We start from the raw sequence: 25,817 nt of genomic DNA on the forward strand, positions 1-25,817 counted from the left end.
CAGAGGTAGATAGTGATCAGGGCACCAGCGACAAGCCGATGCGGAACTGCGATTCGTTGCGTTGGTTGTAACCCAATAAGGTCTCCCCATAGCCATTGAAGTACTGCAAATGCAGGAATCCGTTCATGTTCAGCCAGGTGCGCCGCAGCGGCCAGGCGAAGTCCAGCTGCGTGGTGCGGTGGCGGCTGGCGCCCTGGCGGTACATGGCCGAGACCACCGCGCCGTTGTCCTGGGCCCAGCGCAGATTCCAGTCGACGTACCCGGCGTAGTTGGCATAGTCCGGGTTCTCGTCCTCGACGCCGAAGTAAGCCTTGATTTTCGGCGAGAAGGTCAGGGTGCTGCCGCTGTCGAAGCGGTAGTGGACGGCGGGCGCGATATAGCCGTCATTCAGAGATCGCGACTCGTCCCCGCTCTTTCCGTTGGAAAGATGTTCGACGCCGGTGTTGAGGCCCAGCCGCCAATTCTGGCTGGCCGAGGTCCATAGATTGTCTGAATACCAGAACACGCTGGGATTGAAGGTGGTGTCGACGAACGGCATCGAGTCGCCCTGCAGGTCCCATAGCGAGGTCTGCGTATAGCCCAGGTAGAAGTTTTCGCCGAAAGTTGCCGGCCGGCTCCCGGGCGGGGTGAACAGGCGGTACTTCGCGCTGATCTGAAAGCGCGCCGTGGTGCGTTCCCGCGTGCCAATGGCGAAATACATGGGTTGGTATTCGGAAATGGCGCTGCGGAAGTGGTCGAACGCAGTGGGCAGGGCCCGGTGCTCGGCCTGTGCCGCGTCCGCCGGCGCCGGTCCGGCATCGGGCTGCGCACCCGCCGCGGTTACCGCCGCAACGGGCAAGGGCTCGCCGGTGCGCGCGTCGACGACGGGGACCTCGGCGGGCCGGCTGGCCAGGGTGCCGGATTCGCGTCCGGATACGTCCAGGGCCATCATGGTGGGCTCGCCTTCGATGGCCAGCGCCTGCAGCCCGCGGGCCTGTTGCGGCACCACCGTGCTCCAGGCGATGCGGGCGAAGTTGTTGACCGGCACGCTCAGCGCAGCGCCGTTCGTGGCCAGCGATGCCACGCTGCGGATGATGGTGCCGTCGGCGCCGCGCCATTGCACGATCAGTTGGGCGGGGGGATCCCAGCGGGTGACGGCGTCGCCCTCGTTGAAGAAGACGGCCTGTATCTGCACCGTGTCGCCGGGCGCCGCGGCGGGACGTTCCAGCTGGTAAGTGATGCCGGCCGCGGCCGGGGCCGTGGCGGCCAGCAGCGCGGCACCAAGTGCGGCGCGCATGGACGCGAGCAGGTGAGGGGGGTCCAGAAGCATAGTATGGCGGCAAAAATGACGACCGACGCACTGTAGCACCGCCATCCGTGCCCGCTGAAACGGCATGTAAATCATGAAAACAAGACTGTGGCTCGCGCCCCGCGCGGCGCAGGCCCGCGTGCTCAGTCTCCGAACTTGATGCCTTGGGCCAGCGGCAGCGCGCTGGAGTAATTGATGGTGTTGGTGGCGCGGCGCATGTAGTTCTTCCAGGCATCGGAACCCGACTCGCGGCCGCCCCCCGTTTCCTTTTCGCCGCCGAACGCGCCGCCGATCTCGGCCCCCGAAGTGCCGATATTGACGTTGGCGATGCCGCAATCGGAACCCGCCGCCGATAGAAAGGTTTCGGCTTCACGCAGGTCGTTGGTGAATATGGCCGATGACAGCCCTTGCGGCACGGCGTTCTGCATGGCCAGGGCCTGCTCGAAATCGGTATAGCGCATCACGTAGAGAATGGGGGCGAAGGTTTCGTGACGCACCACATCGGTTTGATCGGGCATCTCGGCGATGGCGGGACGCACGTACCAGGCATCGGGGTAAGTGTCCTGAAGCAGGCGTTCGCCGCCGGTCACCTTGCCGCCTTGTTCGCGCGCGGCCTGCAGTGCCTGCTGCATGGCATCGAACGCGGCGTGATCGATCAGCGGCCCCACCAGTGTGCCGGCGTCCAGCGGGTTGCCCACGCGGGCGCTTGCATACGCGCTGTGCAGGCGCGCCAGCAGTTCGTCGGCGACGCTCTCGTGCACGATCAGGCGGCGCGTGGTGGTGCAGCGTTGGCCCGCCGTGCCGATGGCGCCGAAGACAATGCCGCGGGCGGCCATATCGAGGTCGGCGCTGGGCGCGACGATGATGGCGTTGTTTCCGCCCAGTTCGAGCAGGACGCGTCCGAAGCGCTGCGCCACGCGGGGCCCAACCTGGCGCCCCATGCGCGTCGAGCCGGTTGCCGACACCAGCGCGACATCATGCGAATCGACCAGCGCTTCGCCGAGATCTCGGCCGCCGATCAGGACTTCGACCAACCCCTTGGGGGCATCGCCGAACGCTTGCGCGGCCTGCGCGTACAGCGCCTGGCAGGCCAGCGCCGTCAGGGGCGTCTTCTCTGAAGGCTTCCACACCACGGCGTTGCCGCATACCAATGCCAGCGCCGCATTCCACGACCAGACCGCCACCGGGAAATTGAAGGCGCTGATCACGCCCACCACACCCAGGGGATGCCAGGTTTCCATCATTCGGTGTCCCGGCCTTTCAGATGCAATGGTGAGGCCGTACAGCTGACGCGACAGGCCAACGGCAAAGTCGCAGATGTCGATCATTTCCTGGACCTCGCCTTCGCCCTCGGCCAGTATCTTGCCGGCTTCAAGCGAGACCAGCCGCCCCAGCGCCTGCTTGTGGCGGCGCAGCGTTTCACCGAACAGCCGCACCAGCTCGCCGCGGCGTGGCGCCGGGACCATTCGCCATTGGTGGCTGGCCTGGCGCGCCCGCGTGATGGCCGCGTGCGCCTGCGCCACGGTGTGTTCGGTGACCCGGGCCAGTTGCGCGCCGTCGATGGGGCTGTGCGCGGCGAGCGTGCCGCTTTGCAGGGCGGCGTCATCCAGGCCGAGTGCGCGCAGTATGTCTTGGGGGGTCGTCATCGATACTCTCCTGAGAAACGGACAGCGAGCGTGGAGCGGATGCCTTAGGGAAAAGCCCTAGGTGGAATATCCGCAGAAAAATTTACTATACGAAACTTCAACGCGGAACGCGAAATCTTCTGAGATTGCAGTGATGCCCGAGCCGTTGGTTGTCGTCGAAGCCGTCCACAAGACCTTCCATCGCGCGGGGGCCGCGCCCCATGCCGCCCTGATCGACGTCCACTGCCGTATTGCTCGGGGTGAAGTGCTCGTGGTGGTGGGCCCTTCAGGTTCGGGCAAGAGCACCTTGTTGCGTACTCTGAATGCGCTCGAGACCATCGACGCCGGTGACATCCGCATCGATGGCGTTTCCATCCGGGGCGCCGGCACCAACCTGAATCGCTGGCGCACCGACGTCGGCATGGTCTTTCAGCACTTCAATCTGTTCCAGCATCGTACCGCGCTCGATAACGTGGTGCTGCCGCAGTGCGTGGTGCGAAAACGCAGCAGGGCCGAGGCCGTGCGCTATGCGCGCGAATTGCTGGGCAGGGTGGGCATGGAAGATTTCGGCGATCGCTATCCCAGCCAGTTGTCCGGCGGCCAGCAGCAGCGCATCGCCATTGCCCGCGCGCTGGCCATGGACCCCAAGCTGATGTTGTTCGACGAGGCGACGTCGGCCCTCGATCCCGAAACAGTGGGCGGCATTCTCGACCTGATGCGCCAGCTCGCCCAAGACGGCATGACCATGGCGGTGGTCACTCACGAAATGGGCTTTGCCCGGGACGTCGCCGACCGCGCCCTGTTCATGGACGCGGGCCGGATCATCGAAGAAGGCCCTCCTGAAGAATTGTTCCGTCACCCCAGCCACGCCCGTACACAGGCGTTCCTGGACAAGATTCTGTAATGCCCCGCCACGCCGAGCCGGTGTGGCACCGCGTGTCGCGGGAGTTGATTTCGGCAGTACCGTCCGGCGTCGTCCGGCCCGGATGGCTTTATTTCGTTAAGAGGGTACTCATCATGCAGAAACTCAAACAATGGCTGGGTGTCGCCACGCTGGCCCTGACGGCTGCCTGCGTCACCTCGGCCGCCCGCGCGGATGCGCTGGCGGATATTCTCAAACGCGGCGAGTTCCGTGTGGCCGTGCAGACTTCGGGCCCGCTGATGAGCTTCATGGACAAGACGGGCAAGCGCACCGGGCTGGCGGTTGAAATCGCGCAGCGCATGGCCGATGACCTGGGCGTAAAACTGGTGCTGCAGGACTACGAATGGAAGGGTCTGATTCCGGCCCTGCTAGCCGGCAAGGCCGATATGGTTGCGGCGGACATGACGCCCACGCCGCAGCGCGCTGCGCAGATCTTGTTCTCTGCCCCGATGTTCTATGCGGAAACCGTTGCCGTCGTGCCCAAGGATTCACCCCATCAGAGCTATACCGACCTGAACAAGGCAGGCGTCACGATCGGCGCGCTGGGCGCCAGCACCTACGCCGAAGTGGCGCGCAAGATGCTGGGGCAGGCAACCCTTAAGGAATTCTCGGGAGGCAGTGCGCCGGTAGGGCAGGCGCTTTCCAGCGGCCGGCTCGACGCGGGCATCATGTCGCTGAGCACCGCCAACCAGTTCCTGGTCGACTTCGGCAACCTGCGCGTGCTCGACGGCGTCATGGTGCGCGAACCGCTGGCTTTCGCGGTTGCGCCCAATGATTTCCGGCTGAAGTTCTGGCTGGACAACTGGCGTGAACTGCGCACCGCCGACAATTCGTTGCCCGAATTGGTCAAGTACTGGTATTCGACCGAATGGAAGAAACAGCATTAATGGCGGCCTGAGTCCATGAACTGGCTGATCGACTACTACAACTGGCGTATCGTCGGCCAGTACCTGGACCAATTCGCAGACGGGCTGGCCAACACGCTGATTGCCGCCGGAGTGAGCCTGGTATTTTCAGTAATGCTGGGCGTGCTGCTTGCTCTGGCGCGCATGGCGCGGCGTGCACCGATATGGCGCCCGGCGGCGGGCTATATCCAGTTCATCCGCGCGACTCCGCTGCTCGTGCAGATCTATCTGGTGTACTACGCCCTGCCGGTATTCATCCCTGCGGCCAAGGGCTGGAGCGAAATGATCCTGGGCGTCGTGGCGCTGACGGCGCACCACGCTGCTTATATGAGCGAGATTGTGCGGGTGGGTATCGAGTCGGTGCCGCGAGGCCAGATCGAAGGCGCCAAGGCAGTGGGCATGGATTTTCGCCAGCGCCTGCGTTACGTCGTGCTGCCGCAGGCGTTCGCCAATATTCTGCCTCCCATGCTCGGCCAGACGGCCGTACTGATCAAGGACACGTCGCTGTTGTCGCTCATCGCGGTGTTCGAGCTCGTGGCCGCGGGCGTGTTGATGAACAGCGAGCGCGTGGTGCCCAACGAGAGCTTCCTGACCATTGCCGCGGGTTATCTGTTGATCTACGCCTGCATGCTGGCATTGTCGCGGCTGGTCAGCGTATGGCTGGCCGGGCCGGCCTGGAACGCGAGGTAGCCATGCTGCACGAATACTGGTCCACGGCGGTGACGGTCATGCCCTTCCTTTTGAAGGGCTTTCTGGAAACGCTGAAAATTTCCTTCGTGTCCATCATCGCGGGTTCGCTGCTGGGCTCTCTCATCGGCGTTGTGCGCAGTTATCGCGTGACTGGGCTGCATCAGTTGCTGGGCCTGTACATCCATGTGCTGCGCGGCACGCCCTTCCTGGTGCAGCTGTATGTCTGTTATTTCGTGCTGCCCAGTACCGGTGTCTCGTGGCTCGTCTGGGATTCCGGCACCGCCGCGTTCATGTCGCTGACCATCTACACGTCCAGCTACGTGGCCGAGATCGTGATGGGCGCCATCCAGGCAGTGCCTCGCGGCCAGACCGAGGGCGCCATGACTCTGGGCTTGCGCCCCCTGCAGATCCTTCGGCTGGTCGTGCTGCCGCAGGCCATGCGCCTGATCGTGCAACCCATGAGCGGCGTGTATGTGATGTTGATCAAGAGCACGGCCATCCTGTCGGTCGTGGGTATTACCGAACTCACACGCCAGGGTGAAGTATTCATGATCACGTATCCGAGCAAGTCGCTGTTCATCTATGCGCTGATCGCGTTGATCTACTTCATTTACTGCTACCCCTTGCTGCGCCTGGCCAACTGGGTGGAGAAGCGCGCGGTCGGTTCGTTGGCGCCCACCTCCCTGGCTTAGCCGTTCCGTATCCACTTTCGCCATCATGGCTTCCGATTACATCGACACGTTCTACAAGCGTACGCTCGGCGACGCGCACACTCGCTACGACGCTTTGCGGGGGCGCGACAGCACCGATGTCTGTATCGTTGGTGGAGGGCTTGCCGGGCTGACCGCGGCCCTCGAACTGGCGCGTCGCGGACGCCAGGTCACGCTGCTCGAAGCGCGCCGGGTGGGGTGGGGCGCCTCAGGCCGCAATGGCGGTTCGGTGTCTCCGGCCTACTCGGCCGGCGCTGACTTGATTCGCCGCCGCGTGGGGCAGGCGGGTTACGAAGGGCTTTACCGGCTGTCCATCGAAGGGGTGGACATCATTCGCGACAACATAAGCGCCCTGGGCATGAACGACGCTCGCAAGGTCGATGGCCGACTGCGTGTCCTGCGCTATGACGATGCGGCTGCGATGCAGGCCTATTGCGAAGAACAAGCGCGGTTCGGGCGCCAGGTGCGGATGCTCGAGCGCGACGAGGTGCGCGAACTGCTGCGTTCCGATGCCTACCACCAGGGTGTGTACGACCCCGACTCCTTTCATTTCCACCCTCTGAACTACGCACGGGCGCTGGCGCGGGAATGCGTGCGCCAGGGCGTACGCATTCATGAGGATACGCCGGTGCAGTCGGCGCGGCTGGCCGACGGCGTCAAGCTGCTGCGCAGTCCCGACGGCAGCGTCGATGCCCGGACAGTGCTGTTCACCACGGGTGGGTATACCGATGGACTGGTGCCCGCGCTGCGGCGCGCGATGCTGCCCATCGCGACGTACATCATGCTGACCGAGCCGCTGGGTGAACGGGTGCGCGACGCCATACGCACCGACGCGGCCATCGGCGATACGCGGCGGGCGGGCAATTATTATCGCGTCGTCGATGATGGGCGCATCAGCTGGGGCAGCCACATCACCACACGCGTGGGCGATCCACCCGATCTGGCCGAATCGCTGCGCGCCGAGCTCGTGTCCGTCTACCCACAGCTGGCAGGCGTGCGGGTCGAAACCGCATGGTCGGGGCGTATGGCTTACGCGCGGCACCTGATGCCGCAGATCGGCCGCCTGCGACCCGGGGTCTGGTATTGCACTGCGTTCGGCGGGCATGGCATGAATACCACCGCGATCGGCGGCCGGGTGGTGGCCGAAGGAATCTGCGGCGACAGTGATCGCTACAGGCTTTTTGCGCCGTTCGGCCTGGACTGGAACGGCGGCCCGTTCGGGACGGCGGCCGTGCAGCTGACCTACTGGTCGTACCAAGCGCGCGACCGCTGGCGCGAGCGCCGCTCGCGTGCCTGAGGGGTGCCACGATGCGAAGCACCAAGCAAAGCGCCCTGGCGCAACGGCTGCGCGACCTTCGCCGCGCGCGCGAATGGACCCTGAAACAGGCGGCCCTTGCCACGGGCGTTTCCGCCTCTACCCTGTCCAAGATCGAGAACGGGCTGCTGTCGCCCACGTATGACAATCTGTTGAAGATCGCCGCCGGCCTTCGGCTCGATGTCGCCGAGCTCTTCACGCCGCCCCAGGACCACATGGGCACGGGGCGCCGTTCGATAGGCAGGCTGGGCGAGGGCCGTTCATACGAAACGCCATACTACGACCACCGCTTATTGTGCACGGCGCTTTCCCACAAGCGCATGATGCCCTTCCATACACGCGTCAAGGCGCGTTCCTTCGACGAATTCCAGGACTGGAGCCGGCATCAGGGCGAGGAGTTCGTCTACGTGCTCAGCGGTGAAATCGAGCTGCATACCGAGTTCTACCGGCCCGCCCGGCTGGGCGCGGGCGAGAGTTTCTACATAGACAGCCGCATGGGGCACCGCGTGGTCAGCCTGAGCCCGGAAGACGCCATGGTGTTGTGGGTGTCGACCGCGGCGGAGCTCGAAGACGAAGGTCTCTGACAGCCGCCCGCGACACGGTACAATTGCCCGCGCGTTGTCCCAGCACACGCCGTTTTTCCCAATGTCGCGGTAGCTCAATTGGATAGAGCAGCGGCCTTCTAAGCCGCAGGTTACGGGTTCGATTCCTGTCCGCGACGCATCCGCGTCACTCCCAGCCAGGTTCCGCGCGGCCGCCGCCCTACAGATACGGCGAAGCCAGCCAGATCACCTTGTTGCGAAGTCGCTTGGCGAACGGGTCGCCATAAAGGCTGTCCAGCGTCACCTGCCGTGCATTCGCAATGCGACTGTCGATGCGCTTTGCGATCCAGTTGGCCAGCTCGCGGTCGTAGATCTCGGTGTCGAGTTCGAAGTTCAGGCGCAGGCTGCGCGGGTCGAGGTTCGACGAGCCGATATACGACCATGCGCCGTCCACCGTCAGGAGCTTGGAATGATCGAACGGGCCGGATGAGCGCCATACCCTGCAGCCCGTGCGCACGATCTGGTCCAGCTGCGCCATCATGGCGTAGTTCACGAGGCGCAGGTTGTTGCGCCCCGGGATGACGATATCAACGATGATTCCGCGCCGCGCCGCAGTGGCCAGCGCGCCGATCAATGGCTGGTCCGGCAGGAAATAGGGCGACTGGATGCGTATGTGCTTCTGCGCCACCGCCAGGGCCCCCAGCAGCATGTTGCGAGTGCTGACCACCGCGCGGTCGGGGCCCGACGGCACACATCGCATCGGCACCGTGCCAGGAAGCGGGGCGGCAGGCGGCGGGAACCACGGCGCGCTGTCCAGGGACTCGTGCGTCGTGAAATTCCAGTCGTGGGCGAACACCGACATCAATTGCGCCACGATGGGGCCGTCCAGCTGGAAATGCACGTCCTCGTTGGTGTCGTCGCCGGCCAGCGCCCGCACGAACGCAGCGCGCACGTTCATGCCGCCGGTGAACCCGATGCTGCCATCGACCACGAGGATCTTGCGGTGGCTGCGCAGATTGGCGTAGGGCATGCGCAGTACGCCAAGAGGGTTGGTCATGAAACGCGCCGTGCGCACGCCAGCCCGGCTGAGTCGGCGGACGATAGGGGGGCGCGAATACCGGCTGCCGATGGCGTCTATCAGCACGCGGACTTGAACGCCGCGTTCGTGCGCTTCAATCAGCGCCTGCGCCATTTCAATGCCGATGGCGTCACTGTCGAAGATATAGCTCTGCATGGCAATGCAGTGCTGCGCGTTGCGTATGGCCTGCATCATGGCCGGGTACGCTTCATCGCCGCCGCCCAGCGGGCGCACCGTATTGCCTCCCAGCAGGGGAAACTGGCTGATTTTGTCACCCAGGATCTTGAGAGAGGCGAATTGCGGGGCGGAGAAGGGCACGACGTCGCGCATGGGCGATTGCGCATGGCCTGCATAGGCCAGCATGGCTTCATCGCGTTGCTGCGACACGCGCGACTGGTGAATGCGGTTCACGCCCGCCACGAAATAGAACAGGGCGCCGAACAGGGGAGAGAACAGGGTCACGGCTACCCAGCCGATGGCGGCGCGGACGTCCTGCTTGGTCATGGCGGCATGCACCGCGGCCCCCGTGCCGGCCACCACACTGACGCCGAACACTAGGTGCGGCCAATACTCGCGTAACAGTTCGTCGAAGCGATCCATAAAACCCCGAATTGAAGTCGCGCATTGCGCCTGGATGTCCGCCTCGCGAATGCGCCAGGATAGCAGGCGCAGCGGGGGCCGCAACCAGGCGCACCATGCAACCCGCAAATATATGCTAATATGCGGCCTCTTTGCAGTATCAGTGGTGGCTGTAGCTCAGTTGGTAGAGTCCCGGATTGTGATTCCGGTTGTCGTGGGTTCGAGCCCCATCAGCCACCCCACTAAACTGCTTAGAAATCAAGAACTTACGCCGCTCTGATCAGCGGCGTTTTTTCTTGCCCGTTCGAGATTGACCAAAAATTGACCGTCTCGGCGTGGGCCGCCAGATGGCTGGGCGCCAGGTGGGCATACTTCTGCACCATCTCGATCCGCTCCCAGCCGCCCAGTTCCTTCAGTACAAGCAGGGGCGTGCCGCGCTGAACATGCCAGCTGGCCCAAGTGTGCCGCAGGTCGTGCCACTTGAAGTGGGCTACCCCGGCCCCCGCGCATGCACGCTGGAACGCCCGTCGGTCGTGTTTGCCCACCCGCCTGCCGTCCCCATCGTCCCGGGTGAACACATACCGGGAGGCTGTCGCCAAGCGCCGCTGGATCACGGCCATGGCGTCATCGTTGAGCGGGACGGCACGGGCCCTGGCAGACTTGGCCTCATCATGAGACACCCAGGCACTGCGGCCCGCAAGGTTCACGCTGGATGGCGTCAGTCCAAACAGTTCTGATTCCCGCATGCCGGTGGCTACGGCTACCACTGCCGCGTCGCGCAGCCATGGCAGAGTGATGCCCTGGATGACGGCGGCAATTACTTGGGGCGGCTCCCATCGTATGCGCACCCTCGGCTCTGCGTACTGCGTAAGCTTCGGGGGCTTGTCCAGGCAGCTATTCAGCAGCGTGCGGATGGTCGCCAAGTAGCGATTCTTCGTCGCTGGGGCCAGGAGCGTCGGCTTGCCGTACTTGTGCCGGCGGTGCGTGGGCAGCGCCGCGACGATCTCATCTGCGGTTAAAGAGCGTAATGCCCGGCCGGCAAACTGCTCGCGCCACCATGCGACATGCCGAACTTTGGTTTCATAGTCGCGCTGGCCATAGCTTTCCTGCAGGAACCGGACCGCCCCTTCCTCGAAAGTGCGTTCAGGTTCCTCTCCCAGCATCGACTGGCGCCACAGATCGGCCTTTAGGCGGTCGTGGTATTCCTGCGCGGCCTTTCTGTCGGTCGTGCGAGCAGAGCATCTAACTCTCTGGCCGCTTGGCGCGCGGAAGTCAACGTGCCAGACGCCGGTTTTTTCATCTTTGCGGATTGGCATTCTTCAACTCCACCGACCCGCAGCGATAGCCGGGTCACATTTGAGCGTGTTTCGGTCAGCTCGGCAAGCCGGGACGGCCAGACCCGCCAGACCCGGGAGCCGGGCAGGCGGAAACCGATCTGTTCCCGCTTGGCAAATACGGTGCTGTAGGCCAAACCCAGACGTTCGGCCGTTTCCTGCAGGGTTAGGGCTTTCTCGTCCATTTCCCCTCCAAATCAGTGCCCACGCTAGGCGGGCGGCAAAACAGTTTCAGCCACTTGCGGCTAAGGGTTAGGGAGTAGCGGGGCATCATTCCCCCTTGCGCTGCTGGGCGATGGCGGCGCGGATGCTGTCCAGGGCCGAGTCCATAGCGCCCTCACAGACGCTGTACTCCCGGTCTTCATAGTCCCGAAAAGACGCGCCCAGGTCTCGAATGAGGCGGTACCGCTCCGCATCCCGCGCATCGTCCGCCTTCTGCGCGGCCACTGGTGCGTCGCTAAGTGCGTCATACGCCAGGCTTCGGACGGCCCACAGCGCATCGGGAGCAGCCGGCCCTGTGCTGTGGTCGTGGGCGTAATCGCCGATCTGGCGCAGGGCAGCTTCATAGTGCTGCGCATCCCCTGCGGGCCTGCCGTAGCGGGATAGAAGGGCGCGCGCGGCTTTAATGACTGCGGATGCTTCGGATTTATCCGTGCCCAGGGCTTCGTTCACAACTGCGTAGATTTCCTCGTCGCTCGGCTCCGCGCTCGCGGCAGGCCGCGCGGCCAGCTCGTCGATGGCCGACAGGATGGGCTCGGCGCCGCCGTCGTCTGGATCAACGCCCAGGCGCTCCGAGATCGCGGCCAAGTCCGAAATGGCGGCATGGAACATGCGCTTGGTCGATTCCAGTTCCTCGGCGGTCAGTGGGAACCACGCCTCCAGGCTGCTGTCAGCGCGCCACCTGCGACCCGTTTCCATGTCCTGGCGGTCCTGATCGCTCACGTCAGGCTGCGCGGCCAGGGCAGCTCGGGCTTGCCATGCGAGTGCGGAAACGTGCTTTTGATGCCAAAGGCGCACGGCTTCCGGCTCGCTGTAGGTGTTTGGGTAGGAACTCGTCAGCCACGCAATGAACGCCGCCCGCTCATCCACATCCCCGCCGCGCTGCTGGCGGTCGGCTTCCGCACTCGCGGCGGGCCAGTAATCTCGCGGGCAGTCCCCGCAAGTCGCGTCTGGGTTGCTATCTGGATACATGCGATCACAGAAACATGGTTCCGCGCTCGCGACAGGCCTGGAAATTGACGGCACGGTGGACGTGGACGGCAAAGGCAATCCCGTGTTCCAGGCCGGCGACGGCGAATGGTACGACGCGGCCGGCGCCATCGAGGGCGTGATGTGGCACTTCGACATGATGGCCACGCGCCACCGGCTGACGCTGCCGCTGGACGGCCTGAACGAGCTTGTGATCGCCTTCCGCTTCTGCGTCCCGGTCCAGGCCAGCACCATCCGCAAGCTGCGCGCGGCGCTGCCCCAACTGCGACGCTTGATGGCTACCGGCAACCCTGACGAACAAGTTGACCTGCTGCGCCAGACGCAGATCAAAGCCGAACTGGAGCATGCAGCATGACCCCCCAAGACCTAGCCCGCCAGGTTCTGGCCGACCTGCACAAGATGCAAGAGTTTCACAGCCGCTACGAGGAAGACGCGCCGTTTGTGGGGCTGAGTACGGAAATGATCAACAAGCTGACGGAGCTGGCTGAAGGTATGGCCGAGTCGGCCCGCCAGGGGAACACCAATGGATGACAAGGAACTGCTGGAGCTGGCGGCTAAGGCTGCTGAGGTCCCGGCTTACTGGAGCGTTGACGGAACTATCCAAAATCGACCCATGTTTGTTGTCAAGGCGGGCGGGAAGATGGGCACGATGCCCTACGAGGTCGAATGGAACCCGCTTAAATATGACGCGGAGGCGCTGCGGCTGGCTGTGAAGCTGAGGTTATCGGTAGATCATAACCACACGGCAGACCAGCAACGATGGGTAGCGGCAGACAGAAATGGTTGTGAAGGGTGCTACGCCCCGGTTTCCTGTGTTGAAGACGAATTCGAAGAACGTGACCGGGGTGTCGCCACCCGCCGCGCCATCGTCCGCGCCGCCGCTGGAATCGCCCGCCAGGAGGCCAGCCATGAGTAACTGGTTCGAAATCATCAAGAATTTGGATACGTACCGTCTACGCAAACACGACGGTCACTACACCCTGGAGTTCCAAGAAGGGCGGCACCGTTTCCAGTTTCATCGACACGACACTGGCCAGAATCTGCGCATCTGGGTGGTGGATGATGCCGGCGACAAATTGCACGTCTACGACGAGACGGAATGGTTCAGCAGCCGCTATGAGTTCAACGGGCGAGGCCCGGGCTGGATTCACCGTGGCCCTTGGGTGCAGGCCATCAATGCTGATTTCGAGAAGTTCAGCGACGAGATCGAGGCCTACATACGGGCGGCTGAGGCGCGCAAGGATGCTGCCGCCCGCGATGCTGAAGCGGCGCGCGCGAAGGCCTTAGCCAGGTTCAAGGCTCTGTATGTCGATCAGGAGTGCAGCCATGACAGTTAACACGCAAGAGCTTCGGGAAGCCGCCGAGGCGTTTAAGCAGGCATGCGACGAAGGTCTATTCGAAACCGAGTTCGGCACATGGCAGGCGCTGTCGCACGAATTTGATCAGCAAGTCTCACATACCGTTGTGATCGCCCTTCTCGACGAGATCGACGCCCTACGCGAACGACTTGAAATTAATTCAGAGGCCCCTGAATGGGACGGCATAGCCTGCCGCGACGAGACGATACGGAACCTCGAACGCGAGATTGGCGCTCTACGCGCAGAGCTACAGGCGCGGCAGTGGATGCCGATTGAGACGGCTCCGCACGACCAAGAGGTATTGCTCGGCTGGTATGAGTGGGATGGCGCGTGGAAAACCGAAGTAGGAGCGGCATCTTGGGGTTGGCGGACTGACCGCGTGAGCAATATATCCAAACATGGCCGTGCAACGCACTGGCAAACCCTACCGCCCGCCCCGCCCCAAGGAGAGACAGCATGACGCCCGTGGCCGTCCTGTTCGCGCGCCAGGATAGTTTCTACAAAACGCTCCCTGGCTGCGACGTGTACGACATCGACCGCGATGCGCGCACGTTCCAGGGCGGCATGCCGGTTGTGGCACATCCGCCGTGCCGGGCTTGGGGCAGATTGCGAGCATTCGCCAACCCACGCCCAGACGAAATGAACCTTGGCCGGCTCGCAGTCGCGCTCGTCCGTGAGTTCGGCGGCGTACTTGAGCATCCAGCAGGAAGCATGCTTTGGAAGGCTCAGATGCTCCCTATGCCCGGAGCAGGCCGCGATCAGTGGGGCGGCTGGACATTCGCGGCACCGCAGAAATGGTGGGGCCATAAGGCAGAAAAGGCCACATGGTTCTACATCGTCGGCGTGGAGCCTATCGATATGCCGGCAGTCCCTATCACCCTAGGTGACGCCGCCTATGTTGTGCAATCTCGCAAACGTCATGATTACCGACCGCATATCACGAAGGCCGAGCGAGAACACACCCCACCCGACCTGGCCTGCTGGCTGGTCGAGGTGGCAGGGGTATATCAGGGCGATCCGCGTCGCGCCTTAGCCTGCCAGTCCACCACCGCGGGTTCGTCGTCCAGCAGGCAGCGCATCTGGTGCAGCTGTCATAGCTGGCCAACGCTGCCTTGCTAGGGTTTTGTACTTCGTTCGGTGCGGATACCCATGCAACCGCTGAAGGGTGCGTTACCGTAGGCCGATCAGGATGCCAAGTGTCACGCCCGCGGCAAGGCAGATGCCCATCATTTTCCAGGGGTTGTTGCGGGCGAAATCTGTGGATGATTCCGCGGCAGATTCCAGATTATGTTTGGTCGCGTCGCGTACTGAGGAAAGCCAACCATCGCCGCCGTTGATTAGCGTCCCGTTGTCTGGCGAAAGGACGGCCGGTTTATCGGTGGAGTGAGCTTCGTCGATCCCCGGCTTTAGCCTGGAACCTATGTCGTTTGCGTTATTCATTGAGCGCTCCTTGAAAGAGCGTGAATGTCTGTGTTGGATCTGCAGGCCGCCTAATGGCTTCAGACTGGGCATGTCAAGTGTTGGGTGCACGCTCGGTTGCTGGCCACCGAGTTTGTTCGATGAGCCAGCCACTGCGTTGTCGTGCATGTCACGTCCGAACCGAATTCTTAGATCTCAACGCCGTTATGGCCTGAGATTGTTGTATGCAGCCTCGCAGTGAATCGCCGCGTTCGGTCGCGGAATTACTGGGGGGTACGTTGTTTATTCGGATCGTCTTGTGCTTGCTTGCGCGCAGCATCCTCTTTTTGCTGCTGCGTTTGGTTTTCTTCAGATTTGCTTGGGGGTTGCTTTTGGCCGGGCTCATTCGGAGTGGCAGAAGCAGCGAAGCGGGTAGGGAATGTCATGATGGTACCTCTTATGTTGTTGTGGCTGGATGCCACTTCTTCACGGTGCGCCATTGCTGCAGAATCCCCTAGCGATGAATTGAAACAGTTAAAAATGGGATGGGCTATACACTGAGGGCAGATCTCCGGAGAACATCATGATCAACTCGACACAACAATCCGACAATGAACGGTGGGATGAGGAAGGTGGATCGCAACTCGCTGAGCTTGAGAGGTCTCTCGCGATGGAGAAGCTGGAGGAGGCGGATCGGCGCATTCTTGCGTTCTTGGGTGCGTCCGTTCTCAGCTTGTGGGACGAGCTTCCGGACGACGCGCGACAGAAGGTGCTTAACCGGGAGTTAGTCCAGCGGACTTTTGATGAATCGGTGGTCAAAGCTCGGATAGCTCAGTTATTCAAGTAGATATGCCCGGCATCGATCCGTGCCCGTACATTTTGGCGTTGGCCAGCTTGACCAGAACGTGACCACAATGCTTGAAAAACGCTGAAAAAAGGGGTGAAAGCGCAGCCGATTGAGGGTAGGCTATCGCTGCAAGTCATTGATTCAACTGCGCTTTCCCTTTCTTCTATTTCGTGGCCGTGGGATTGTGATTCCGGTTGTCGTGGGTTCGAGCCCCATCAGCCACCCCACCGAATTCTTCAAGTCCGAAAAACGCCGCTTCTTCAAGCGGCGTTTTTTTTGTGGGCGGCCGCAAATGCCGCCCGATGCGCGCCGGCTGCCGTCGCCCTGGCCGGGGCTGTCCGTTTACGCTGCCGGCCGACGCACTGAGCATGCCATTGCCCTGGACCACGGGCTCCGCCGTCGGCGCGGGCGCGGCGCGCCGCCCTCCGGCACACGGCTTGCTGCCCGTTGGCCTCCTATCCATCCGAGGTGCGTCATGCAGACCGAATCCTACCCTGTGGTTTCCCCGACAGACGAGTCCAGGCCGCTGCTGAAGCAATTGAAAGACATCGATGCCACGCGGCCCGACTTTCCGGGCGAACACATGATCGTGTTCGGCGTCGGGGCCTTGCTGATGCTGGCCGGCATGCGCGGTGGTGGCGTCCTGCGGCGTGCCGTGCTGACGGCGGTGGGCACGGCGCTGATCGGCCGCGCTGCCAGCGGCACAGGTGGAGTCGCGAAGGTGGCCCGCGTGATCAAACGCCTGCGCTGATCGCCTGGAACCCCCCGAAACGCCCGTGCTGCGATACGCCACGTGGCCGCGCCGCCGCGGGCCCGGAGTTCCGCCCCGCGGCATATCCTTGCGTGCGGCGGCAGGTGGGGGTTCTCAAACCTTGAGGTTCGTTACAAAACTTATCAAGCTCCCGGTCGAATGCGCGGTATGCTGCCCCTCAGAGAGGGCCATTCAGTGCATCAGAATAATTTCGTATACAAGGGGTACCGCCTGACTGCCAAAGTCAGCCGGGGCGCCTCCGGCGAAGCAGCAGGCGCCAGCAGCTCTCCTGTCTTTACCGCGTCGGTATTCATTGTGCAGGCCGACGCCATCCAGGAAGACGGCGACGAATACGTCGTGCCGGGTTTCGCCGAGGGCAGCTTCGTCTATAGCCCCCGCGAGGCGGTACACGAGGCCATCAGCCATGGCTGCGCCATCGTCGACGCGTTGACCGGCGTCGTCAACTAGACAGGTAACCTGCCAGCGTTACAGGCGTCCGGCAACTGCGGCCCGACGCCCGCCGGCAGTTTTGCGTCCCATGCGTCTTGCGTCCCAGGTGGGCTGCGGCAAGGCGCTGGTGCAGCGCGGCAACAGGAAAAGGAAAGGCGGGCCGGCGTTTCAGCCCGCGAAGATGTCGGCCCAGCTGCGTGCCTTGCCCAGCGGCCTCACCGTGGCGGATTGCTCGAGGATGGACACGGCCTTGTTGACTTCATCGGCGGATGCGCCGTCTTCGAGGATGACCAGGCGGCTGCTGGTGGCATCGGCCATGCGCACGTCGGCCATTTTGCCGTGCGTCTGGTAGACCTGAGTCCAGTCCATTTTCTTGCCCGCTTTCAGGGCGATGGGCTCGATGTAGGTCAGCGTGCCGCCTGACGCGCTGCGCACCGCGTAGGCGAAATCGGCCATGTGGCCGCTGCTGGCGCGCGCTCGCGCGCCGCGCTGCAGTCTGTCGCCCACGGCTTCGGCCAGTGTGCGGCCCACTTCGGCACGAAAACGCAGGCGGTTGAATTTGGGCATCCAGAGCGAGCACTGGAACGTCAGCACCGCGACCAGCTTGACAGCTTCCCACAAGGCGTCCTGCAGCCGCGAAGCGGGCCCGCTGGCGACGATGGCGCCCGCTTTGTCGAAGCGTGCGAGGCTCAGGCCCGGTGCCAGGTTCAGTTGTGCCAGACGCTTCGCGCTCAGGTCGATGCCGTATGCGGCAGCGTGCATGGCGCTCTCGCCGGCGTCTGTCAGATAGAAAGTCTGTTCATCGGGCCGGGCGATGTAGAACGCCGCGTGCTCGCCATCGAGGCCCATGGGCACGGGGCTGATGGCGCGGACGGCGCGGTCCCCCGCCGGCAGTACGGTCCAGCCGGCGGCTTGCAGAAAGTCGGTCATACCAGCAGTTCAATCTGGCGGCCCTTGAGGGGGTGGGCAAATCCGCCCGCCAGGACCAGGTTGGCGTGTTGCAGGAAATAGGAAATCACCGCGGGCAGATCGTGCAGCGGCGCGTCCAAGGGCTCGGCGTAGCCCTCGCCGTCTTCGTGCCATCGATGCTGGTGCAGTCGGCCCCGCAGCGTTCGCCCGTGGTGAGGCAAGCCCTTGCCGACCAGGCTGGTATGGAAAGTGTCGCCGCAATCCAGCCCCAGGACCCGGTGCGGCCCCACGAAAAGGCTGGCCGAACAGCTTTCCGGCAGGGCAATCACGGCCAGGCCATGCACCGACGTACCCGCTGGCCGACAGACCGCCCTGAAGATGATGTCGTCGCGGGTTTCGCCGCGCAGCCGGCAGGACGATGCGAACTCCATCCATTGGGTCCTGCCCGAGTTCGCGCGCGCGGTCCACGCGACCGGCTTCACGGTTTCTTTGGGCTCCACGAGAATGTCGCGGACTTCGGCCGGGCTGATGAGAGGGGCTTGCATAAGGACGCGGGCATCGCAAAGGGCCGTAATCTTACAAGAACCCGGCGCTATGCCGCCGCCCGCCTCGTTTCAGAGCGTGTCGCTGCCGAACGTATCGCATTGCCGCAAATCGCCCGTGTCGAAGCCCCGCTTGAACCACCGCACCCGTTGCGCCGACGAACCATGCGTGAACGCATCGGGAACGACGTAACCCTGGCTTTGTTTCTGCAGTGTGTCGTCGCCGATGGCAGAGGCCGCATTCAGGCCTTCTTCGATGTCGCCGGGTTCCAGGATGCTGCGCGCCTGGTCGGCGCGACGGGCCCAGAGGCCGGCAAAGCAGTCCGCCTGCAGCTCCATGCGGACCGACAACGCATTGGCCCGGCCCGGATTGCGCTGGCGCAGGCGGTCTACCTGTTCGGCCACGCCCAGCAGGTGCTGTACATGATGGCCCACCTCATGCGCGATGACGTAGGCCTGCGCGAAATCGCCGGGCGCGTTGAGGCGGCGCTCCATCTCGTCAAAGAAGCTGAGGTCGATATACACGCGGCTGTCGGCCGGGCAATAGAAGGGGCCCATGGCCGCCTGGCCCGTGCCGCAGGCTGTGGGGGTGGCGCCCCGGAACAAGACCAGTCGCGGCGGTTGATACTGGCGATTCAGGTTCTGCTGGAATATGGCGCTCCAGGTGTCTTCGGTTTCGCCCAGCACCTGGGCCACGAAGCGCGCCTGCGGGTCGTTGGCGGGCGGCTGGGTGGCCGTCTGCTCGGTGGGGGCCGGGCCTTGTTCGGCCATCTGCAGCACAACGGAGGGGTCCACGCCGAAATACATGGCCACCAGGGCCAGCACGATGGTGCCCAGTCCGATCGTGCCTCGACCGCCCAGTCTCGGACCCCGTGATCGGCGGTCTTCGATGTTCCGGCTTTCCCGGGAATTACCCATGCGCATGTTGTTTCTCCTGAGCAGGCGCCAACAGTGCTAGGATAAACCCATGGCGATCCTTTTCTCTATTCACCCAGACAATCCCCAGCCCCGCTTGCTGAAGCAGGCCGCGCAGTGGCTGAGCGACGGCGGCCTGGTGGCGGTGCCCACCGACTCCAGCTACGCAGTCGTAGCCAGGCTCGACGACAAAGCCGCAGCCGACGCATTGCGGCGGCTGCGGGGGCTGGACGAACGGCACCACCTGACGCTGCTGTGTCGCGACCTGGCCGAAATAGGCCATTTCGCACGGGTGGACAACCGCCAGTACCGCCTGCTGAAGGCCGCGACGCCTGGCCCCTGGACCTTCATTCTCGAGGCGACCCGCGAGGTGCCGCGCCGCGTCTCGCACCCTTCGCGCAAGACCATCGGCATCCGTGTGCCGCAGCACGCCGTCACACTGGCGCTGCTCGAGCAAGTGGGCGCGCCGCTGCTGTCGACCACGCTCATTCCCAAGGATGAAGACGTGGCGCTGAACGATGCCGAAGACATCAGCCAGCGTTATGCGCACGAGCTGGCAGCGGTCGTGGATGCCGGCGCGTGCCCCCAATCGCCGACTACAGTCATCGATCTCACTGGCGCCGAACCCGCGATTTTGCGGCAGGGCAGCGGTGATCCCGCCTCTCTGGGCCTCTGAGCGCCGCACCACGCGCAATGCCGCGCGCAATGCCCCCGGCGGGGGGCCACGGCGGACGGCGCCGGGCATGGGGCGACTGGGCGCCAGCTCGATGACAGGCCCCTGGTGCGTCCCGGCCAGACCGGCGCCGCGCCGCGACGGCTCGAGGGCGCCGGCCACTTCTGTATAGATAGTTTTTTTTGCACCGCATCGCGCGGGTACAATTCCGCTGGCCATGTCCGAACTTATCCAGACCATTGCGGTTTACGCCATTCCCGTCATTTTTGCCATCACGCTGCACGAAGCGGCGCACGGCTACGTGGCGCGCATGCTGGGCGACCCCACGGCCGCGCAGGCGGGCCGGATCACCTTGAATCCGCTGCGCCATATCGACCCTGTGGGCACGCTGCTGGTGCCGGCGGGGATCCTGCTGATGTCCAAGCTGATGGGCGGGCCCGCGCTGCTGTTCGGCTGGGCCAAGCCGGTGCCGGTCGACTTCGGACGGCTGCGCAGGCCCAAGAAAGACATGCTGTGGGTGGCGCTCGCCGGCCCGGCGGCCAACCTGCTCATGGCAATATTGTGGGTCATTTCGATGCGGCTGTACCTGGCTGGCGGCATCCAGGAAGGCTATTGGTACCAGATGGCTCTGGCCGGCGTGAATGTCAACCTGGTGCTGATGGCGTTGAACCTATTGCCGATTCCACCTCTGGACGGCGGGCGCATCGCGTTCAGCCTGCTTCCCAACCGCATGGCCTGGCAATATTCGCGCATCGAACCCTATGGTCTGGTGATCGTGTTGCTACTGCTGGTAACCGACGTCCTGTGGCTGTTGATGCAGCCGGTGCTCCAATTGGGTACAGCCATCGTGACGTGGTTCTTGTAAGGCCCAATATCCGTTAAACTCCGCGATTCGACTGACCCAGTTCAATACCCGGAAACTGTCGTTCCGGGTCCGGAGCCCATTTTTCATGGCATCCCCCGCCGAAACTACCAACTTCCAGGGCAGCATGGTGGCGCTGGTCACCCCCATGCAGCCCGATGGCAGCCTTGATTACGCTGCTTACCGCTCCCTGATCGACTGGCACATCGCCGAAGGCACCGACGGCCTGGTCGTGGTGGGCACCACGGGCGAATCGCCCACGGTATCCATGGACGAGCACGCCGAGCTCATCCGCGTGGCGGTCGAGCACGCGGCCGGCCGCATCCCTGTCATTGCGGGCGTGGGCGCCAACTCCACGGACGAGGCCATCCATCTGTCGCGGCATGCCAAGGCAGTCGGCGCCCAGGCGGGCCTGTCGGTGGTGCCGTATTACAACAAGCCTTCCCAGGAAGGCCTGTATCAGCATTTCCGCGCGGTGGCCGAGGCGGTCGACCTGCCCACGCTGCTCTACAACGTGCCGGGCCGTACCGTGGCCGACATGTCCAACGAAACCGTGCTTCGGCTGGCGCAGATTCCCGGCATCATCGGCATCAAGGACGCCACGGGCGATATCGCCCGCGGGGCCCTGCTGATGCGTGAGGCCCCGCAGGGCTTCCAGGTCTTCAGCGGCGATGACCCCACCGCCACGGCGCTCATCCTTCTGGGCGCGCGCGGAAACATCTCCGTTACGGCCAATGTGGCGCCCAGGCTCATGCATGAGCTCTGTGCCGCCGCGTTGGCGGGCGACGTACCCAAGGCGCGTGAACTAAATGCACGCCTGGCGCGTCTTAACAAGGCCTTGTTCATCGAGGCCAATCCCATTCCTGTCAAATGGGCGCTGGCCCAGATGGGCCGTACCGCGTTGGGCTACCGGCTGCCGATGGTAGGACTGGGCGCACAGCACCACGACACGGTCCGCAGCGCGCTCCAGGAAACGGGCCTGCTCTAAAAAGTGAGGATGCGTATGAACCAACGTCATGCCGCTGCGTCGGCATTGATGGCCCTGGCATTGTTGGCAGGTTGCAGCGAAGTCAATGAATTGCTGGGCAACGATGAATCGATCGACTACAAAAGTACGCGGCGCGGCGAACCCCTGAGCATTCCGCCCGATCTGACCCAGGCTTCTGCCGATCCACGCTACCGCGCGCCCGCATCCGGAAGTACCACGTACTCCGAATACCAGCAGCAGGGCCAGCAAGTGGCTTCCGCGACGCCGACCAGCAACGTGCTGCCGCAGCGCCCCGACATGCGGGTCGAACGTGACGGCGATCTGCGTTGGCTGGTGGTCGAACGTCCGCCCGAAGAGGTGTTCCCCAGGGTCGTCGACTTCTGGACCGACACCGGGTTTACCTTGGCCAACAACGACCCCCGATCGGGCCTGGTCGAGACCAACTGGGCCGAGAACCGCGCCAAGATCCCCGAGAGCTGGTTGCGGCAGGCGCTGGGCTCGATCCTGGATACCGCCTGGGATAGCGGCGAACGCGAGAAATTCCGCACCCGTGTCGAACGCGTCAATGGCCATACCGAGGTCTACATCTCGCACCAGCAGATGTTCGAGAAGCGCATCGGTCCCGATGACGCCCAGGTGGCCTGGGAGCACGGCCGCGAAGATCCGGGCCTGAATGCGGCCATGCTGGCACGCCTGATGGTGTATCTGGGTACCGACGTCGACAACGCCCGCAAGCTGGTCGCGCAGGCCGAAGCCTCGCCCCAGGCCCCCAAAGTGCAGGATGTGCGGGCCAATGGTGCCATGCTGATCGTGGACGAGTCGTTCGACCGCGCCTGGCGTCGCGTCGGCGTGGCCCTAGATTCGGGCGGCTTTGCGGTCGACGATCGCGATCGTTCTGCCGGCGAATACTTCGTGCGCTATGTCGATACCGACTCGGGCGCCCAGCAGGATCAGCCGGGCTTCTTCAGCCGCCTGTTCTCGGGCGACAAGAAAGCCCAGGCCGCCCAATACCGCATCCACCTGACGCAAGACGGCACGCAGACCAATGTCACCGTGCTCGACAGTTCGGGTCAACGCGACAACAGTTCCACCGCGCAACGCCTGCTCAGTGTGCTGAAAGACAAAATGACCTGAAGTCCGGGCATCGCCCACGCAAAAAGGCCGCGACACACTCGCGGCCTTTTTGCATGGGCGAGGCCCTGTCCGGCCGATGCTTGGCCGGGCGCGACGCTATTCCGCCGTGAACGGCGCTGCGACCGTGCCGTTGATCTTGCAATCCAGCAGGATCGGTCCATCAGGTTCGGCCAGCTGCGCGCGTATCGCGCGCAGGTCGTCCAGCGAACGGATGGTGACGCCCTGGATGCCCAGCGTGTCCGCGAGCCCGGCAAAGTCCACGTCAGCGAACAGCGACTTGGCCACCGGCATACTGCGGTGCTTCAGGAAATGGGTTTCTGCGCCATAGGCGGCGTCGTTCATCACCACCACCACCAAGGGAAGGTCCTCGCGCGCCATGGTCTCCAGTTCGCCGAGCGACATCAGCAGCCCACCGTCGCCCACGACCAGCACCACGCACTTGCCATGAGAGCCGCTGCGCCAGCCGAGCGCGGCACCGATCCCGAGGCCGATGGACCCGAATTCGCTCGTGTTCTTCAAGGCCTGCGGGCCGCTTACGTTCAAGTACGGCAAAGTGCCCAGGAAATTGCCGGCGTCGAAAACGATTTCCCGGTCCGGAGGCAGCAGTCGGTCGAGTTCAATGGCCAAGGCCCGGGGGTCCATCGTGTGCGCGGTGTGCGCAGGCTGGAAGTCGCCCGATGGATCGAAGTCGCCCAGCAGGCGGCGGTGCGCGTCGCTGTGCAGGGGCTTGTCTTCGGGCGGCTTGGCCGGCACCGCCTCGAGCAGCTGCCTGGCGACTGTGGCGGCGTCACCGACGATGGCAAGGTCCGCGTGCCAGTTCTGGCCGATGTTGCGTCGGGTGGCATCCACCTGGATCAGCGGCACCCCAGCAGGCAGCGAGGTGCCGGCGCTGGTCGTGCGCTGGTTCACGCTGGCGCCGAACACCAGCACGCAGTCGGCCTGGTCGGTCAGCCGCCGGCCGGCAGACAGCGAAAACGACCCCACGATGCCTGCGTTGAACGGATAGCCGCGGAACAAATCCTTGGCCTTGAGCGTAGTGGCCACACATGCGCCGAGTTTGTCGGCCAGCTGCAGCAAGACATCGCGGGCGCCGGATTTCCAGGCCCCCTTGCCGGCGATGATCAGGGGGGCGCGGGCCTGGGCCAGCAGTGCAGCGGCCGCTGCAATCGCCGCGGGCCGCCCTGCATCGGCCCCCGGGGGTGCAGCCGGGGCGGCTGGCGCCGGATCGGCATAGTCCACCTGTTGCTGCTGCAGGTCCACCGGCAGCAGCAAGGCAGCGAGTCCTCCCTTGGCCACGGACTGGCAGGCTTCGGCGAGGGCGGGCCTGGCGGTGCCCGCGGTGCGGGGCGCGACCACCGTCAGGCCCGCGGACGCCAGCACCTGGGCGCTCTGCAGCGCCTTGGTGTCGGGGCCCAGCCCATTCGCCGCGGGGTCGACCTTGGCAGCGCCGCAGATCAGCAGTACACGCGACCCGGTGCGGCTGGCGTACACCGTGGCATGCAGGCCGTTTGCCGTCGCCGGTCCCCGGCCGATCAGCGCCACGCCCAGCCGGCCGGAGGCGGCCGCATAGCCTTCCGCCATGGCCACGGCATTGTTCTCGTGACGCGCTCCATACAGCCGTATGCCCATCGCGTCCAGCGTCACGGCCAGGAGCGCCGTGTCTTCGGCCATCAGCGCGAACACCGCTTCGACGCCCATGTGCTTCAGATCCCGGGCGATGGCCTCGTACAAGGGCATGGTGGACGACTGCGAGCTCATAGGCCCTCCACGACCGGTTTCCAGTACTGGATGTCACTGCGTATCTGGCGGCCCAGGGCCTCGGAGTCGAACGGCACCGGCTCGTAACCCGCCTTGCTCAGGAAATCGCGCATCGGGTTCGAGTCCAGCACCGTGGCAAGCGCACGGTTCAACGGGACGGATACCTCGGCCGGCAGGTTCGCCGGCGCAAAGAGGCCGAACCAACCCGTGACCTCGAAGTCGGCGATCGTCTCTTTTATGGCCGGAACGTCGGGAAGCGAGGGGTTGCGCTTGGCTCCCGTGGTGGCCAGGGCCTGGAGCTTGCCCCCCTGTATGAACGGCAGCGACGACGACACCACATCGAACATCAGGTTCACATTGCCCGCGATGACATCGTTGAGGCCGGGCGCCGTGCCCTTGTATGGCACATGCAGCATCTGGATGCCCGTCGTGCGCATGAGCAGTTCGCCAGACAGATGATTGCTCGATCCATACCCTGATGAGGCATAACTCACCTTCTGCGGATGCTGCTTTGCATAGCGGATGAGATCGTCCAGGCTTTTGACGGGAAGGGCGGGGTGGGTGACCAGCACATTTTCATACTGTGCAACCACGGCCAATGGCGTGAAGTCCTTCAGCGGGTCGTAGGTGATCTCCTTGTTGAGCATCGGGGCCATGACATGGGTTCCGGTGGCGCCCAGGCCCAGTGTGTAGCCGTCGGGGGCGGCCTTGGCCAGACGATTCAGGCCGATCGATCCGTAGGCGCCCACCACGTTCTCCACGATGACGGGCTGTTTGAGGTCCTTGGAAAGCTGGTCCGCCAGGCGGCGCCCCACTGCGTCCACCGGCCCGCCCGCAGGCAGCGGCACGATGATGGTGATGGGGCGTTGTGGCCAGCCCTGCGCCGCGCCCGATGTGGCCGCCACCCCCAATAGGGCTGTGGCCAGTCCCAACCGGATCCATCCGCTGAATTTCATGTTGTCTCCTTTGGTTTTGTCATGGTTTGGCGACCTTTGCCGCCTTGTTGTGCACTGCTGAACGCACCAGACCACTCTG

At 64.0% G+C, this 25,817-nt stretch carries 31 protein-coding genes and 2 tRNA genes; 21 read left to right on the forward strand and 12 right to left on the reverse strand.

The window, feature by feature from the left end; translation table 11 throughout:
- Positions 1-16: 16 nt before the first annotated feature.
- Together ACV17W_RS19765 and amaB are read right to left on the reverse strand one after the other, a co-directional pair.
- On the reverse strand, positions 17-1,276 hold the full coding sequence (locus ACV17W_RS19765) for a phospholipase A (protein ID WP_462596592.1): 1,260 nt from the start codon (positions 1,274-1,276) through the stop codon (positions 17-19).
- Positions 1,277-1,431: 155 nt separating this feature from the next.
- Positions 1,432-2,934 carry an L-piperidine-6-carboxylate dehydrogenase gene (gene amaB, locus ACV17W_RS19770; RefSeq protein WP_462594066.1) on the reverse strand — a complete coding sequence of 501 codons (1,503 nt, stop codon included), beginning with the start codon at positions 2,932-2,934 and terminating at the stop codon, positions 1,432-1,434.
- A gap of 133 nt (positions 2,935-3,067) precedes the next feature.
- Here amaB and ACV17W_RS19775 point away from each other — a divergent pair, with 133 nt between their 5' ends.
- From ACV17W_RS19775 to ACV17W_RS19805, 7 genes are all read left to right on the forward strand, one after another.
- Positions 3,068-3,817 (forward strand): amino acid ABC transporter ATP-binding protein, encoded by a 750-nt coding sequence (locus ACV17W_RS19775; RefSeq protein WP_462594067.1) that lies wholly within the window; start codon positions 3,068-3,070, stop codon positions 3,815-3,817.
- 113 nt (positions 3,818-3,930) lie between these two features.
- Positions 3,931-4,722, forward strand: coding sequence for an ABC transporter substrate-binding protein (locus ACV17W_RS19780; RefSeq protein ID WP_462594068.1), 792 nt, complete (start codon positions 3,931-3,933; stop codon positions 4,720-4,722).
- A gap of 15 nt (positions 4,723-4,737) precedes the next feature.
- Entirely contained in the window at positions 4,738-5,430 is a 693-nt protein-coding gene (locus ACV17W_RS19785; protein ID WP_462594069.1) for an amino acid ABC transporter permease, read from the forward strand.
- A 2-nt stretch (positions 5,431-5,432) separates the two neighbouring features.
- Positions 5,433-6,122 (forward strand): amino acid ABC transporter permease, encoded by a 690-nt coding sequence (locus ACV17W_RS19790; protein ID WP_462596593.1) that lies wholly within the window; start codon positions 5,433-5,435, stop codon positions 6,120-6,122.
- Between the two features lie 25 nt (positions 6,123-6,147).
- On the forward strand, positions 6,148-7,437 hold the full coding sequence (locus ACV17W_RS19795) for an NAD(P)/FAD-dependent oxidoreductase (RefSeq protein ID WP_462594070.1): 1,290 nt from the start codon (positions 6,148-6,150) through the stop codon (positions 7,435-7,437).
- 11 nt (positions 7,438-7,448) lie between these two features.
- Positions 7,449-8,039, forward strand: coding sequence for a helix-turn-helix domain-containing protein (locus ACV17W_RS19800; RefSeq protein WP_462594071.1), 591 nt, complete (start codon positions 7,449-7,451; stop codon positions 8,037-8,039).
- 63 nt (positions 8,040-8,102) lie between these two features.
- A tRNA-Arg gene (locus tag ACV17W_RS19805) sits at positions 8,103-8,176 on the forward strand.
- Positions 8,177-8,217: 41 nt separating this feature from the next.
- Here the strand turns inward: ACV17W_RS19805 and ACV17W_RS19810 are convergent.
- On the reverse strand, positions 8,218-9,675 hold the full coding sequence (locus ACV17W_RS19810) for a phospholipase D-like domain-containing protein (protein ID WP_462594072.1): 1,458 nt from the start codon (positions 9,673-9,675) through the stop codon (positions 8,218-8,220).
- 145 nt (positions 9,676-9,820) lie between these two features.
- Between ACV17W_RS19810 and ACV17W_RS19815 the strand changes: the two genes are divergently transcribed.
- A tRNA-His gene (locus ACV17W_RS19815) sits at positions 9,821-9,896 on the forward strand.
- 24 nt (positions 9,897-9,920) lie between these two features.
- Here ACV17W_RS19815 and ACV17W_RS19820 read toward each other — a convergent pair.
- Both ACV17W_RS19820 and ACV17W_RS19825 read right to left on the reverse strand, forming a co-directional pair.
- Positions 9,921-10,970: a tyrosine-type recombinase/integrase gene (locus ACV17W_RS19820; protein WP_462594073.1), complete on the reverse strand. Its 1,050-nt coding sequence runs from the start codon at positions 10,968-10,970 to the stop codon at positions 9,921-9,923.
- A 288-nt stretch (positions 10,971-11,258) separates the two neighbouring features.
- Complete coding sequence (locus tag ACV17W_RS19825) at positions 11,259-12,179, reverse strand: hypothetical protein (protein WP_462594074.1); 921 nt, start codon at positions 12,177-12,179, stop codon at positions 11,259-11,261.
- On the opposite strand from ACV17W_RS19825, the gene ACV17W_RS19830 reads away from it, so the two are divergent.
- Genes ACV17W_RS19830 through ACV17W_RS19855 form a run of 6 tightly spaced genes read left to right on the forward strand, consistent with a single transcriptional unit; the run spans position 12,178 to position 14,674 of the window.
- Positions 12,178-12,552: a hypothetical protein gene (locus ACV17W_RS19830; protein WP_462594075.1), complete on the forward strand. Its 375-nt coding sequence runs from the start codon at positions 12,178-12,180 to the stop codon at positions 12,550-12,552. The genes ACV17W_RS19825 and ACV17W_RS19830 overlap by 2 nt on opposite strands.
- Positions 12,549-12,728 (forward strand): hypothetical protein, encoded by a 180-nt coding sequence (locus ACV17W_RS19835; RefSeq protein WP_462594076.1) that lies wholly within the window; start codon positions 12,549-12,551, stop codon positions 12,726-12,728. Before ACV17W_RS19830 ends, ACV17W_RS19835 begins: the two co-directional genes overlap by 4 nt.
- Positions 12,721-13,113, forward strand: coding sequence for a hypothetical protein (locus ACV17W_RS19840; RefSeq protein ID WP_462594077.1), 393 nt, complete (start codon positions 12,721-12,723; stop codon positions 13,111-13,113). Before ACV17W_RS19835 ends, ACV17W_RS19840 begins: the two co-directional genes overlap by 8 nt.
- Complete coding sequence (locus tag ACV17W_RS19845; protein ID WP_462594079.1) at positions 13,106-13,534, forward strand: hypothetical protein; 429 nt, start codon at positions 13,106-13,108, stop codon at positions 13,532-13,534. Before ACV17W_RS19840 ends, ACV17W_RS19845 begins: the two co-directional genes overlap by 8 nt.
- A complete protein-coding gene (locus ACV17W_RS19850) occupies positions 13,524-14,015 on the forward strand; it encodes an OmpH/Skp family outer membrane protein (RefSeq protein ID WP_462594080.1) in 492 nt (163 codons plus the stop codon). Before ACV17W_RS19845 ends, ACV17W_RS19850 begins: the two co-directional genes overlap by 11 nt.
- A complete protein-coding gene (locus ACV17W_RS19855) occupies positions 14,012-14,674 on the forward strand; it encodes a hypothetical protein (protein ID WP_462594081.1) in 663 nt (220 codons plus the stop codon). Before ACV17W_RS19850 ends, ACV17W_RS19855 begins: the two co-directional genes overlap by 4 nt.
- A 51-nt stretch (positions 14,675-14,725) precedes the next feature.
- Here ACV17W_RS19855 and ACV17W_RS19860 read toward each other — a convergent pair whose 3' ends face one another.
- Both ACV17W_RS19860 and ACV17W_RS19865 read right to left on the reverse strand, forming a co-directional pair.
- Positions 14,726-14,995 carry a hypothetical protein gene (locus ACV17W_RS19860; RefSeq protein WP_141214381.1) on the reverse strand — a complete coding sequence of 90 codons (270 nt, stop codon included), beginning with the start codon at positions 14,993-14,995 and terminating at the stop codon, positions 14,726-14,728.
- 242 nt (positions 14,996-15,237) lie between these two features.
- Positions 15,238-15,399, reverse strand: a complete 162-nt coding sequence (locus ACV17W_RS19865; RefSeq protein ID WP_170941526.1) for a hypothetical protein — start codon at positions 15,397-15,399, stop codon at positions 15,238-15,240.
- 137 nt (positions 15,400-15,536) lie between these two features.
- Here ACV17W_RS19865 and ACV17W_RS19870 point away from each other — a divergent pair, with 137 nt between their 5' ends.
- From ACV17W_RS19870 to ACV17W_RS19880, 3 genes are all read left to right on the forward strand, one after another.
- A complete protein-coding gene (locus ACV17W_RS19870; RefSeq protein WP_094796931.1) occupies positions 15,537-15,800 on the forward strand; it encodes a hypothetical protein in 264 nt (87 codons plus the stop codon).
- 475 nt (positions 15,801-16,275) lie between these two features.
- On the forward strand, positions 16,276-16,551 hold the full coding sequence (locus ACV17W_RS19875; protein ID WP_462594082.1) for a hypothetical protein: 276 nt from the start codon (positions 16,276-16,278) through the stop codon (positions 16,549-16,551).
- 195 nt (positions 16,552-16,746) lie between these two features.
- Positions 16,747-17,019 carry a hypothetical protein gene (locus tag ACV17W_RS19880; protein ID WP_462596594.1) on the forward strand — a complete coding sequence of 91 codons (273 nt, stop codon included), beginning with the start codon at positions 16,747-16,749 and terminating at the stop codon, positions 17,017-17,019.
- Between the two features lie 150 nt (positions 17,020-17,169).
- Here the strand turns inward: ACV17W_RS19880 and ACV17W_RS19885 are convergent, their stop codons facing one another.
- The 3 genes from ACV17W_RS19885 to ypfJ all read right to left on the reverse strand — a co-directional run bounded on the left by ACV17W_RS19885 (position 17,170) and on the right by ypfJ (position 19,376).
- Positions 17,170-17,931: a DUF1828 domain-containing protein gene (locus ACV17W_RS19885; RefSeq protein ID WP_462594083.1), complete on the reverse strand. Its 762-nt coding sequence runs from the start codon at positions 17,929-17,931 to the stop codon at positions 17,170-17,172.
- Complete coding sequence (locus ACV17W_RS19890) at positions 17,928-18,455, reverse strand: hypothetical protein (RefSeq protein ID WP_462594084.1); 528 nt, start codon at positions 18,453-18,455, stop codon at positions 17,928-17,930. Before ACV17W_RS19890 ends, ACV17W_RS19885 begins: the two co-directional genes overlap by 4 nt.
- Before the next feature lie 69 nt (positions 18,456-18,524).
- Entirely contained in the window at positions 18,525-19,376 is an 852-nt protein-coding gene (gene ypfJ / locus ACV17W_RS19895) for a KPN_02809 family neutral zinc metallopeptidase (RefSeq protein WP_462594086.1), read from the reverse strand.
- A 43-nt stretch (positions 19,377-19,419) separates the two neighbouring features.
- Here ypfJ and ACV17W_RS19900 point away from each other — a divergent pair, with 43 nt between their 5' ends.
- The 4 genes from ACV17W_RS19900 (at position 19,420) to bamC (ending at position 23,024) form a co-directional block, all read left to right on the forward strand.
- Positions 19,420-20,043 (forward strand): L-threonylcarbamoyladenylate synthase, encoded by a 624-nt coding sequence (locus ACV17W_RS19900; RefSeq protein ID WP_462594087.1) that lies wholly within the window; start codon positions 19,420-19,422, stop codon positions 20,041-20,043.
- A 214-nt stretch (positions 20,044-20,257) separates the two neighbouring features.
- The gene (locus ACV17W_RS19905) at positions 20,258-20,905 is read left to right on the forward strand and encodes a site-2 protease family protein (protein ID WP_462594088.1); all 648 of its coding nucleotides are present in this window, start codon (positions 20,258-20,260) and stop codon (positions 20,903-20,905) included.
- Between the two features lie 85 nt (positions 20,906-20,990).
- Complete coding sequence (gene dapA / locus ACV17W_RS19910) at positions 20,991-21,890, forward strand: 4-hydroxy-tetrahydrodipicolinate synthase (protein WP_462594089.1); 900 nt, start codon at positions 20,991-20,993, stop codon at positions 21,888-21,890.
- Positions 21,891-21,899: 9 nt separating this feature from the next.
- Positions 21,900-23,024: an outer membrane protein assembly factor BamC gene (gene bamC, locus ACV17W_RS19915; RefSeq protein ID WP_462594090.1), complete on the forward strand. Its 1,125-nt coding sequence runs from the start codon at positions 21,900-21,902 to the stop codon at positions 23,022-23,024.
- A 96-nt stretch (positions 23,025-23,120) separates the two neighbouring features.
- On the opposite strand, the gene ACV17W_RS19920 is transcribed toward bamC, so the two are convergent.
- A complete protein-coding gene (locus ACV17W_RS19920; RefSeq protein WP_462594092.1) occupies positions 23,121-24,782 on the reverse strand; it encodes a thiamine pyrophosphate-binding protein in 1,662 nt (553 codons plus the stop codon).
- Entirely contained in the window at positions 24,779-25,738 is a 960-nt protein-coding gene (locus ACV17W_RS19925) for a Bug family tripartite tricarboxylate transporter substrate binding protein (RefSeq protein WP_462594093.1), read from the reverse strand. Before ACV17W_RS19925 ends, ACV17W_RS19920 begins: the two co-directional genes overlap by 4 nt.
- Between the last annotated feature and the right edge of the window lie 79 nt (positions 25,739-25,817).

The organism is Bordetella sp. MIP270_01_BMS (genome assembly GCF_054958705.1).

Coding starts and splice junctions, on each gene's coding strand:
- ACV17W_RS19765 (WP_462596592.1), bottom strand. CDS start 1,276: ATGCGCGCCGCACTTGGTGCCGCGCTGCTGGCCGCCACGGCCCCGGCC.
- amaB (WP_462594066.1), bottom strand. CDS start 2,934: ATGACGACCCCCCAAGACATACTGCGCGCACTCGGCCTGGATGACGCC.
- ACV17W_RS19775 (WP_462594067.1), top strand. CDS start 3,068: ATGCCCGAGCCGTTGGTTGTCGTCGAAGCCGTCCACAAGACCTTCCAT.
- ACV17W_RS19780 (WP_462594068.1), top strand. CDS start 3,931: ATGCAGAAACTCAAACAATGGCTGGGTGTCGCCACGCTGGCCCTGACG.
- ACV17W_RS19785 (WP_462594069.1), top strand. CDS start 4,738: ATGAACTGGCTGATCGACTACTACAACTGGCGTATCGTCGGCCAGTAC.
- ACV17W_RS19790 (WP_462596593.1), top strand. CDS start 5,433: ATGCTGCACGAATACTGGTCCACGGCGGTGACGGTCATGCCCTTCCTT.
- ACV17W_RS19795 (WP_462594070.1), top strand. CDS start 6,148: ATGGCTTCCGATTACATCGACACGTTCTACAAGCGTACGCTCGGCGAC.
- ACV17W_RS19800 (WP_462594071.1), top strand. CDS start 7,449: ATGCGAAGCACCAAGCAAAGCGCCCTGGCGCAACGGCTGCGCGACCTT.
- ACV17W_RS19810 (WP_462594072.1), bottom strand. CDS start 9,675: ATGGATCGCTTCGACGAACTGTTACGCGAGTATTGGCCGCACCTAGTG.
- ACV17W_RS19820 (WP_462594073.1), bottom strand. CDS start 10,970: ATGCCAATCCGCAAAGATGAAAAAACCGGCGTCTGGCACGTTGACTTC.
- ACV17W_RS19830 (WP_462594075.1), top strand. CDS start 12,178: ATGCGATCACAGAAACATGGTTCCGCGCTCGCGACAGGCCTGGAAATT.
- ACV17W_RS19825 (WP_462594074.1), bottom strand. CDS start 12,179: ATGTATCCAGATAGCAACCCAGACGCGACTTGCGGGGACTGCCCGCGA.
- ACV17W_RS19835 (WP_462594076.1), top strand. CDS start 12,549: ATGACCCCCCAAGACCTAGCCCGCCAGGTTCTGGCCGACCTGCACAAG.
- ACV17W_RS19840 (WP_462594077.1), top strand. CDS start 12,721: ATGGATGACAAGGAACTGCTGGAGCTGGCGGCTAAGGCTGCTGAGGTC.
- ACV17W_RS19845 (WP_462594079.1), top strand. CDS start 13,106: ATGAGTAACTGGTTCGAAATCATCAAGAATTTGGATACGTACCGTCTA.
- ACV17W_RS19850 (WP_462594080.1), top strand. CDS start 13,524: ATGACAGTTAACACGCAAGAGCTTCGGGAAGCCGCCGAGGCGTTTAAG.
- ACV17W_RS19855 (WP_462594081.1), top strand. CDS start 14,012: ATGACGCCCGTGGCCGTCCTGTTCGCGCGCCAGGATAGTTTCTACAAA.
- ACV17W_RS19860 (WP_141214381.1), bottom strand. CDS start 14,995: ATGAATAACGCAAACGACATAGGTTCCAGGCTAAAGCCGGGGATCGAC.
- ACV17W_RS19865 (WP_170941526.1), bottom strand. CDS start 15,399: ATGACATTCCCTACCCGCTTCGCTGCTTCTGCCACTCCGAATGAGCCC.
- ACV17W_RS19870 (WP_094796931.1), top strand. CDS start 15,537: ATGATCAACTCGACACAACAATCCGACAATGAACGGTGGGATGAGGAA.
- ACV17W_RS19875 (WP_462594082.1), top strand. CDS start 16,276: ATGCAGACCGAATCCTACCCTGTGGTTTCCCCGACAGACGAGTCCAGG.
- ACV17W_RS19885 (WP_462594083.1), bottom strand. CDS start 17,931: ATGACCGACTTTCTGCAAGCCGCCGGCTGGACCGTACTGCCGGCGGGG.
- ACV17W_RS19890 (WP_462594084.1), bottom strand. CDS start 18,455: ATGCAAGCCCCTCTCATCAGCCCGGCCGAAGTCCGCGACATTCTCGTG.
- ypfJ (WP_462594086.1), bottom strand. CDS start 19,376: ATGCGCATGGGTAATTCCCGGGAAAGCCGGAACATCGAAGACCGCCGA.
- ACV17W_RS19900 (WP_462594087.1), top strand. CDS start 19,420: ATGGCGATCCTTTTCTCTATTCACCCAGACAATCCCCAGCCCCGCTTG.
- ACV17W_RS19905 (WP_462594088.1), top strand. CDS start 20,258: ATGTCCGAACTTATCCAGACCATTGCGGTTTACGCCATTCCCGTCATT.
- dapA (WP_462594089.1), top strand. CDS start 20,991: ATGGCATCCCCCGCCGAAACTACCAACTTCCAGGGCAGCATGGTGGCG.
- bamC (WP_462594090.1), top strand. CDS start 21,900: ATGCGTATGAACCAACGTCATGCCGCTGCGTCGGCATTGATGGCCCTG.
- ACV17W_RS19920 (WP_462594092.1), bottom strand. CDS start 24,782: ATGAGCTCGCAGTCGTCCACCATGCCCTTGTACGAGGCCATCGCCCGG.
- ACV17W_RS19925 (WP_462594093.1), bottom strand. CDS start 25,738: ATGAAATTCAGCGGATGGATCCGGTTGGGACTGGCCACAGCCCTATTG.